General features: G+C 42.6%; 8 protein-coding genes and 1 other RNA gene. 7 read left to right on the top strand and 2 right to left on the bottom strand.

Annotated elements, in window-relative coordinates; genetic code table 11:
- Positions 1 to 269: 269 nt before the first annotated feature.
- A complete protein-coding gene (locus V7K42_RS00730) occupies positions 270 to 1,352 on the bottom strand; it encodes an MraY family glycosyltransferase (protein ID WP_334912608.1) in 1,083 nt (360 codons plus the stop codon).
- 157 nt (positions 1,353 to 1,509) lie between these two features.
- Between V7K42_RS00730 and groL the strand changes: the two genes are divergently transcribed.
- From groL to V7K42_RS00695, 7 genes are all read left to right on the top strand, one after another.
- Entirely contained in the window at positions 1,510 to 3,183 is a 1,674-nt protein-coding gene (gene groL, locus V7K42_RS00725; RefSeq protein WP_334912606.1) for a chaperonin GroEL, read from the top strand.
- 465 nt (positions 3,184 to 3,648) lie between these two features.
- Positions 3,649 to 4,791 (top strand): magnesium/cobalt transporter CorA, encoded by a 1,143-nt coding sequence (gene corA, locus V7K42_RS00720; protein WP_334912604.1) that lies wholly within the window; start codon positions 3,649 to 3,651, stop codon positions 4,789 to 4,791.
- A gap of 64 nt (positions 4,792 to 4,855) precedes the next feature.
- Complete coding sequence (locus V7K42_RS00715; protein WP_334912602.1) at positions 4,856 to 5,554, top strand: hypothetical protein; 699 nt, start codon at positions 4,856 to 4,858, stop codon at positions 5,552 to 5,554.
- Positions 5,555 to 5,600: 46 nt separating this feature from the next.
- An RNA gene (gene rnpB, locus V7K42_RS00710) (RNase P RNA component class A) lies at positions 5,601 to 6,030 on the top strand.
- A 185-nt stretch (positions 6,031 to 6,215) separates the two neighbouring features.
- Entirely contained in the window at positions 6,216 to 6,389 is a 174-nt protein-coding gene (locus tag V7K42_RS00705) for a hypothetical protein (RefSeq protein ID WP_334912600.1), read from the top strand.
- A 91-nt stretch (positions 6,390 to 6,480) separates the two neighbouring features.
- Entirely contained in the window at positions 6,481 to 7,200 is a 720-nt protein-coding gene (gene rnc, locus V7K42_RS00700; RefSeq protein ID WP_334912598.1) for a ribonuclease III, read from the top strand.
- Between the two features lie 116 nt (positions 7,201 to 7,316).
- A complete protein-coding gene (locus tag V7K42_RS00695) occupies positions 7,317 to 8,411 on the top strand; it encodes a Gfo/Idh/MocA family protein (RefSeq protein WP_334912596.1) in 1,095 nt (364 codons plus the stop codon).
- A 148-nt stretch (positions 8,412 to 8,559) separates the two neighbouring features.
- Here the strand turns inward: V7K42_RS00695 and V7K42_RS00690 are convergent, their stop codons facing one another.
- Complete coding sequence (locus V7K42_RS00690) at positions 8,560 to 8,742, bottom strand: hypothetical protein (RefSeq protein ID WP_334912594.1); 183 nt, start codon at positions 8,740 to 8,742, stop codon at positions 8,560 to 8,562.
- Between the last annotated feature and the right edge of the window lie 960 nt (positions 8,743 to 9,702).

The following is a 9,702-nucleotide window of genomic DNA, read 5'->3' as shown; positions in this document are numbered from 1 at the left end:
AGAGCTCTTGAGGCAGGGGGAGCAGGGGGAGTGAAGAGAAAACTTTAGTATTTTTTACGACCTTTATAGCTATAAATACACTTGTTTCTTTCTCTTCCCCTGCCTCAAGAGCATCCCCTGCTCCCCCTGCTCACAAAATCGCATTGCTCCCGTTATGTATCGAACAGCTTGAATTTTTAGTTGACTAAATCAAACAATTTTAGATTTTGCTTTCATACAGAGAATAAAGCATAGTAGGGCTAGCATTATAATGCCCACCCTACAAGCAACTAAGACTGTTGGCGTATCCTTTGCCAGATAGTAAAGCCCAAAAGCAGGATAATACTACTGGCGGTAGTCACCATCACAGCTAAACTCATGCCTTGTATTCTCATCGCCAGTAAGTTGAAAACTAAGGTAATCGACCAAAGCGTAAATGCAGCATGGCGCTGCGAGAGTCCCCAAGCAAGTAAGCGGTGGTGCAGATGGTCTTTGCCAGGAGTACTGAGAGGGTTATTTCCTGCTAGCAGCCGCCGCACAAATACTTGAGTGGTGTCTAGCACTGGCAATAATAGAAATAAAACTGTGGGAATTAGTGCATAAACGGTGTTTTGTTGGAGTTTACCTAAAATACTAGTTGCTGCCAGTACATAGCCAAAAAAGTATGCTCCGGCATCACCCATAATAATTCGTGACGGATGGAAATTATGGCGCAAAAATCCTAGTGCAGCACCTCCCAAGGCTGCGAGTACTAAGATTGCCGCCGCACGATTGTTAAATTGGGCTGCAACAGCCAACAAACTCATGGCAGTAATAAAGCTGATTCCTCCTGCCAGACCATCCATTCCATCCATCAAGTTGATGGCGTTGGTAATCCCTACTACCCACAGTACCGTCAGCAACATAGACAGGAACGAGTCGATGGGAGTACCAAACAAGACTTTGACACTAATACCATTAGCCACCAGCAATAGTGCTGTGACAATTTGCGCCCACAATCGAACAGAGGGCGGTAAGCCAAACTGATCATCGATAAAGCCCACAAGGACTAATATAGAACCCCCCAACAGAATAGTGAGTACCTGAGCCAATACGTTTTGGAGTTCGATAGGTCGTAAAAGGCTAGCTAATACCATCGCGGCAATCACACCCGCGTAGATAGCCAGCCCCCCTGCATTAGGTAAAGGTTCTCGGTTGAGTCGCCGTGCGTTGGGTTGGTCAGCCCAACCTACCCGCAAGGCGAATTTACGTACTGTCGGAATTAAACGCCAAGTTACAATCCAAGCCAAGAGGAACGTAAATACTACTGCCAACCAGCCGGTGCCGCTAGGGTCGGCAATACCAAGGGACTTAAGGGAGTTGTCTAGATTCATCTCCCAATTCAAGCATTACTGCCAGTATCTAATATGAGCATCACCTGTATATTAATCAATTTTTTTATTTCCATTTGTAACTTGAGCCAGTTGGGAGATTAGCACTCTTGCTCTGTGAGTGCTAAATTGTCTAATGGAAGCGCTAGAGAAATAAAACATGGCGAAAATTATTGCATTTGACGAGGAATCGCGGCGAGCTCTAGAAAGGGGTGTTAACGCCCTTGCCGATGCCGTAAAAATCACCTTGGGGCCCAAAGGTCGCAATGTCCTTTTAGAGAAGAAATTTGGCGCACCTCAAATTGTCAACGATGGTATCACTGTTGCCAAGGAAATTGAATTAGAAGATCCTTTGGAAAATACTGGTGCAAGACTCATCCAGGAAGTAGCCTCAAAAACTAAAGATGTTGCTGGGGATGGCACTACCACTGCTACAGTTTTGGCACAAGCCTTGATTCGGGAAGGTTTGAAGAACGTCGCGGCGGGTACTAACCCAGTTAGTTTGAAGCGCGGGATCGACAAAACCATTGAGGCACTGGTAAAAGAAATTGCCAGGATAGCCAAGCCAGTAGAAGGAAGTGCGATCGCTCAAGTTGCCACTGTCTCTGCTGGTAACGATGAAGAAGTTGGTCAAATGTTAGCCCAAGCAATGGAAAAAGTCACCAAAGATGGTGTCATTACCGTTGAAGAATCTAAATCCTTAACCACTGAACTAGAAGTAGTTGAGGGGATGCAGATTGACAGGGGTTACATTTCTCCCTACTTCGTCACCAACAATGAGCGGCAAATTGTGGAATTTGAAAACGCCCGGATCTTGGTGACAGATAAAAAAATCAGCAGCATCCAAGATTTAGTGCCAATTTTGGAAAAAGTTGCCCGTTCCGGTCAGCCGTTGCTGATTATCGCTGAAGATGTCGAAGGTGATGCTTTGGCAACTTTGGTAGTGAACAAAGCGCGGGGTGTACTAGCCGTTGCTGCTATTAAAGCACCTGGATTTGGCGATCGCCGCAAAGCTTTGTTAGAAGATATTGCTATTCTCACCGATGGACAGTTGATTTCTGAAGAAATCGGCTTAAGTTTGGACACCGCTTCTCTAGAAGCACTGGGAACTGCACGCAAAATCACCATTGACAAAGAAAGCACCACCATTGTAGCTGGCAGTGTCACCAAGCCAGAAGTACAAAAGCGGATTGGTCAAATTCGCAGACAGTTGGAAGAAACCGATTCTGAATACGATCAAGAAAAACTGCAAGAACGCATCGCCAAACTCGCTGGCGGTGTAGCAGTGATTAAAGTGGGTGCGGCAACCGAAACCGAACTCAAAGACCGTAAACTGCGAATTGAAGACGCGCTGAACGCTACTAAAGCCGCCGTGGAAGAAGGTATTGTTCCTGGTGGTGGAACGACCCTAATTCACTTAGCTAAGACAGTACAAGCGATTAAAAACAGCTTAGAAAGCGAAGAAGAAAAAATTGGGGCTGATATAGTCGAACGAGCGCTAGAAGCTCCCTTGCGTCAAATAGCAGATAACGCAGGTGCTGAAGGTTCTGTGATCGTCTCTAAAGTCCGAGATAGTGAGTTCAACATTGGCTACAACGCTGCTACCGGGGAATTTGAAGACTTGATCGCTGCGGGTATTATCGACCCTGCCAAAGTTGTGCGTTCAGCTTTGCAAAACGCTGGTTCCATTGCTGGTTTGGTCTTAACTACCGAAGCGATCGTTGTTGAAAAGCCAGAGAAGAAATCTGCTGCTCCTGCCCCTGATATGGGTGGTATGGGCGGCATGGGCGGCATGGGCGGCATGGGCGGCATGGGCGGCATGGGCATGTTCTAACTTCTGCTCATCCAGATAAATATTTTTTCAGCAGTTTGTCTTGCCAAGGCAAACTGTTTTTTTATAGCATTGCTGATTCAGAGCCGATATGTTATCTCTATTGCTGGGAAGTAGCTGGGCATAAATAAAAATAATCATCATATAGCAATCCGATTTGATTTCTGAATCACTCGTAGAGGTAAGGGACTGGGAAGAAGGAATAAAGGTGTACTGAGTTTTGTTCAAAAATCAAATATGAGTCCTATAGCTATCAGTAGTTTGTCGTGAATACAACTGACCACTAAAAAAATGCTGATTCCTAAATTACCCAACCTAAATAATTCCCTAATCTAAAAATTACAGTTTCTGTATTAATTTTTGTAATATTAATAGCAAAAACTGAAATAAATCAAAATAATTATCGGATTGCTGGTTAGTTATTTTTAACAATGCCGAATTTCCAATTCCCAATGTAGGTAATATTGCATGGTACGAAAACTGCGTCGTCTTCCAAAAATAGTAACTAGGTTATATGAAGATGAGTTTCATCACCAACCAGGGACTATCCCTGGAACAATTTTTATTGATGAAGATGCTCCACCACCGATAATTTTTTTGATTGACTATAACCAAACCAATTTCATCCGCGAACAAATAGCAACCCCGGAAGAGTGTGTCTCATATCTTGATAGCGAATCCATTTCTTGGGTAGATGTACAAGGTTTAGGCAGTCAAGATATATTACAACGATTGGGTAAAGTTTTTAAGTTACATCCTCTAGTTTTAGAAGATATAGTTAATGTGCCAGAGCGCCCCAAAACAGAGGATTATGAAGACCAATTGCTATTCATTGCTCGGATGGTAGTACCAAAGGAAAGAGAATGTGGTTTTTACAGCGAGCAAGTGAGTTTGATATTAAGTAAAAATTATTTGCTAACAGTCCAAGAAGAACCAGAACATGATTGTTTTGAAGGAGTGCGATCGCGGATTGAAAAAAGCAAAGGGATCATTCGCAAACAAGGAGCCGATTATTTAGCTTATGCCGTGTTAGATGCAATTATTGATGGCTTTTTCCCGGTACTAGAGCTTTATGGGGAGCGAATCGAAGAACTGGAAGAGGAGGTAATAGGCAGACCTACACCGCAAACACTACAAAACATTTATCAAATTAGGCGAGAACTACTGCAACTACGTCGTGCTATCTGGCCTCAGCGAGATGCAATTAATTCTTTGATTCGAGATGGTAGCGAACTGATTGGCGAAGAAGTACGAATCTACTTGCGAGATTGTTATGACCATACGGTGCAAGTGATGGATATGGTGGAAACTTACCGAGAACTAGCATCTGGATTAATGGATGTGTACCTTTCGGCAGTTAGTAATAAAATGAATGAAATCATGAAGGTACTAACGATAGTTTCAACAATTTTTATTCCACTGACTTTTATTGCCGGAATATATGGTATGAATTTCAATACTGAAAAATCGCCCTATAATATGCCTGAGTTGAATTCGTATTGGGGCTATCCACTTTGCTGGGCAGTGATGTTAGCGATCGCACTTGGTTTGCTATTCTTCTTTTGGCGACGAGGCTGGCTGCAAAACTCTGTAACAATTAAGCGTAATTAATAATTGCAGATGGGCGAAGAATCTAATATACATTCATTAGTACCGGGAGTTAATATTCTAATTTATGAGGAGTAGCGACCAGAATTTAATAGTTTTGACTGTTTATATTATCGGTGTTGCCTATGTTTTTAACCGCATGGTTGAATCCATCGACGATCAAATTAAGTTTGAGTTTAAAAAAGGAATCGTTGACGCGCAACTCAAAGAACACAATCTCGACGATAAAATTGGAATTTCCTTTAAACTCAAATCTTCATATCCGATAGACGATTTGAAAGATTTAGGAATTAGCATTGAAAATAAATCTGATAATATTGCCCTATACGTTGACTGGGACAACAGTTCTTTAGTAGTTGAACATAGCAAGCAATCGCGCCGTGTGATTCGGAAATCACCAGACTTAACTCGCGATTTAGCAGTACCCCAAAGTCCTAGTCTGATTGCTCCCAAGAAAACGCTTTCTGAAACGGTGACGGCAGAAGATGTATTCGAGCGCGAGCAAGTAACTGGAACCTATTTAGCGAAAAAACCACTAATTGATATCAATGGGCTACAAAAAGGGCAAAAAAAGTTGTACAACGACTTTATTAACCGAAGAAAGGAGTTGGAGTTTTCCCTACAGTTGGTGCTAAGAGTATCTGAAGTGCGTTTAGGTCTATCCCCAGGCCGTGATTTCCCTCCGATTAGTATTATCAATTGTCCTTTCACAGTTAAGAAACTACCTTGGACTTACGCTTTACCTTGGAATAAAAAAAAGCAATAGCAACCAGACAGACTATGCCATCCAAGATTACACTGGATCTAAGGAGAGAGTAGACGCAGGCGGTTGCAGATCAGTCCTAGTTACTGGTTTGAGGAAAGTCCGGACTCCCGAAAAACCAAACTTGCTGGATAACGTCCAGTGCGAGCGATCGTGAGGATAGTGCCACAGAAAGATACCGCCAAGACTAGGGACTGGGGATTATGGACTGGAGACTGGGAAAAATTTTCCTAATCCCCAATCCCTAATCCCCAATAGCCCAACTTGGTAAGGGTGCAAAGGTGCGGTAAGAGCGCACCAGCAGTATCGAGAGGTGCTGGCTCGGTAAACCCCGGTTGGGAGCAAGGCGATAGGAACTATGGTTGGTTTTTTACCAGTTCCGCTCAATGAGAGCCGCTAGAGGCGTTTGGTAACAAGCGTCCCAGATAGATAACTGCCCTCGCAAGAGAACAGAACCCGGCTTATGTACTGCTCTTTCCCCTGCAATGGAGTATGAACCTTTCACGGTTTGTACTCTATTATTTTTTGTACGGATTTTGTCTAGTGGTTCATTATATAAATTGGGAATCGGTGGTGAACTAGTTTGCAAGACACGATCGCCACCGATATAAGCTCTATTCCGTTGTTAACATTGACTTCAAGCTATATTTACGTTTATATATAAATGGCTAAAGTTAAGGGTAAACCTGAAAATTTTGGAAACCAACCAAGCAAAGAATTAACCGAACAATTGAATTTTCGTGTCACCAAGGAAATGAAGGAAGAGGTAAAAGCTAAAGACGATCCTCCTGAGTTTTGCCGTCAAGCTATTCAAGAGAAGCTAGATAGAGAGAAGTAGCGAAAAGTTGTTAAAGTGATAGTTCAAGAACTTTAGAGATATAAGATAGATAGCTAGTTACCTTCCCCTGCTCCCTGCCCCCTATCACGTAATGCCCCTCGCCTATCCACGCCGTCAACGGCAACTCGAAAGTTTAGTCCAAAAATTAGGTTTGTCGCTAGAAGCACCTATCAAGTGGGAACTGCTAGATTTAGCACTCACTCATCCCACTGTCTCTGATTCGGCAAATTATGAACAACTAGAGTTTGTTGGCGATGCAGTGGTGCGGCTGGTGTCGGCTGTTGTGTTATGGGAAAATTATCCCGATTGTCCTGTAGGGGATTTTGCGGCAATTCGTTCGGTGTTAGTGAGCGATCGCATCCTTGCCCAATTAGCCAGAGTTTATGGTTTAGAGTTATACTTACTAGTCGCCGGTAGCGCTACGGCTGATAAAGTTGGTCAAGAGTCACGACTAGCAGATGCTTTTGAAGCAGTTTTGGGTGCGCTTTACTTAAGTACTCAAAATCTAGTATTGATCCGCTCTTGGCTAGATCCCCACTTCCAAGAACTAACAACAGAAATTCGCCTCGATCCTGCCAGACTTAATTACAAAGCTGCTCTCCAAGAATGGACTCAGGCGCAATTTAAAGTTTTACCAGAATATCGGGTTGTGGAAGTCACTCAACCGCACCGTAATCAAGAACGTTTTATGGCTGAAGTGTGGCTGCACGGAAATAAACTTGGAGTTGGTAAAGGACGATCAATCAAAACTGCTGAACAAGCCGCAGCTAAGGTGGCTTTTTTAGCAATACCTAACCCGCAAATACCCTGAGCTTAAAATAAGAGCAGTTAGCCGATAATCAGTTGATTGTCAGTGGTCATTTGTCCCTCGTCCTTTGTATACAAATGACAAATAACAAATAACAAATGACAAATAACAAATAACAAATGACAAACCAAATTAAAATTGCTGTTATCGGAGTTGGGCGTTGGGGAGTGCATCTGCTGCGGAATTTCTTAGCACATCCCCAAGTAGATGTAGTTGCTGTAATAGATCCTCATCCAGAACGATTAGCGGCGGTAAAACAGCAGTTTAATTTAGATGAAAATGTAATATTGACAACTGAGTGGGAAGATTTAAAAAAAGTACCAGGATTGACCGGAGTTGCGATCGCAACTCCGGCTACCACCCACTACGCTTTAATTAAAGACTCTCTCCAAAACGGATACCATGTTTTGGCAGAAAAACCGCTAACTCTCGACCCCGCAGAATGTCGGAAACTTTGCCAGTTAGCGGAGCAGAATCATTTAATACTCATGGTTGACCACACTTACTTATTTCACCCAGCAGTTGAGCAAGGACAAGCTGTAGTACAGGCGGGTAAATTAGGTGATTTACGCTATGGCTATGCGACACGCACCCATTTAGGCCCTGTCCGCCAAGATGTTGATGCGCTGTGGGACTTAGCTATTCACGATATTGCTATCTTTAACGCTTGGCTCGGTCAAATCCCTGTGAAAGTACAAGCAACGGGTACGGTGTGGCTACAGGGAGCAGGGGAGCAGGGGAGCAGGGGAGCAGAGGAGAAGAAAGATATAAATTCTCCTCTGCCTCAAGGTTTGGCTGATCTGGTATGGTTGACACTGACATACCCAGATGGCTTTCAAGCTTATATTCATTTGTGCTGGTTAAATCCTGATAAGCAGCGACGGCTGGGGATTGTAGGTAGCCTTGGTAGTTTGATTTTTGATGAAATGTTGCAGTCATCACCTCTAACGCTGCTACATGGGGAGTTTGAACAGCAGGGTAATCATTTTATTCCGGTACATCAAAAGCAGGTGGTGCTGGAATTAGAGCTAGGTGAACCATTGGGGCGAGTTTGCTCCACCTTTGTTGTCTCTATTCTAAAGAATACTCCCTCAGAGATTTCGTCTGGCTGGGTAGGCACACAGTTAGTAGGAATTCTTGCTGCACTAACAGTATCTCTTGAGCAAGGCGGCAAACCTGTTTTTCTAAACAACTGCTCTAGTAAACAAGCGTGACATTGATAAATTTAATCTAGCCTTATCGACAAATATCAGGTTTATAACATCAATTTTTTCTATTGTTAGGCGATAGTTATGTCTTAACTCTTGTACTTTTGGGGTATCTTGCTCGCTGGCGTAAAGACTTTTTTTTTACACCGTAAGCCTAATTTTCTACTGCACGATGCATTGTAGTAATACTTACACTAAGCCCTTTGCGATCGCATAATTCTCTGAGTAGTAAATCATTTTTTCCCTCAACTAAAGACTGGATAAAGTTCAGATGCTCGTTTTGAATCGTTGGCTTTTGATATCTATCCTCCACATCGTTTTCCCTCGATTTGTCCATTTACCCGATTCAGAATGGTGCAATATTTCAGTAAAACTTTCAATAAAAACCCCTGGTAGTTAGCCAGGGGTAATGCAAGTCAGTACTTTTTCGCATGGAATGTATCCTACTCAAATACCATAGCAACCGTCTAATTTATAGATATGCCATTTTGCCAAACAAAAGAAGCCCCCAGTGATAAGCCGAGGGTTAATTTTTTTGGAATAGCGGTAATCTACAAAGCTATTATTCCCAGATTGGTAGGCAACAGAATCATAATTTCCATAACATATAGGACTCATATCTGATTTTTGAACAAGATTTCAGCTAAAACCCTTATAAAATAGGCTTTCCAGTTTCAGTATGTTTTCATAAATCAAATCGAAATCCTACATATCCCTCTTCTGTCACTTTTTGGGGAGGGCGATCGCTAGAAGCCTCATGAGGCAATCAATACAAGCTATACTATTAGAAAAAATTGGTCTTGTATTTGTTATTAGAAAATAATCGCGCAATCTCTTGCTATACAAAGGCTCTAAAATTCAGAAATGGCAAATGTTTTCGGAGAGTGACAGAAGAGGGATATAGCATAAGCCTTGGTGGTTAGGACATCAACAGATGATGAAACTTAGACACAAGAAGACTTTTCACCCAGTCCCCAGTCCCCAGTCCCCAGTCCCTTGCTATATATAGTGATGTCAGACAAAAGACAGCTTCGGCGTATCCTGACTTGGTTACTTGCATTTTGATAAGTAAAACTAATACATTCTATCAGCTTTACTGAAGTAATAAAACTTGATTAGAAATTGTAAAGAAGTGTATAGTGTATTCACAGGCAAAGACAAACGAGCCTGATTCATCCACAAATAACCGCATTTATAAAACAATGACAACAACCTTACAACGCCGCGAAAGCGCCAACGTATGGGATAGATTCTGTGAGTGGATCACCAGCACCAACAACCGGATTTACATCGGTTG

The sequence above is a fragment of the Nostoc sp. genome, assembly GCF_036917455.1.
Lineage (GTDB): Bacteria > Cyanobacteriota > Cyanobacteriia > Cyanobacteriales > Nostocaceae > Nostoc.
This window is presented reverse-complemented; position numbering and strand designations above follow the sequence as displayed.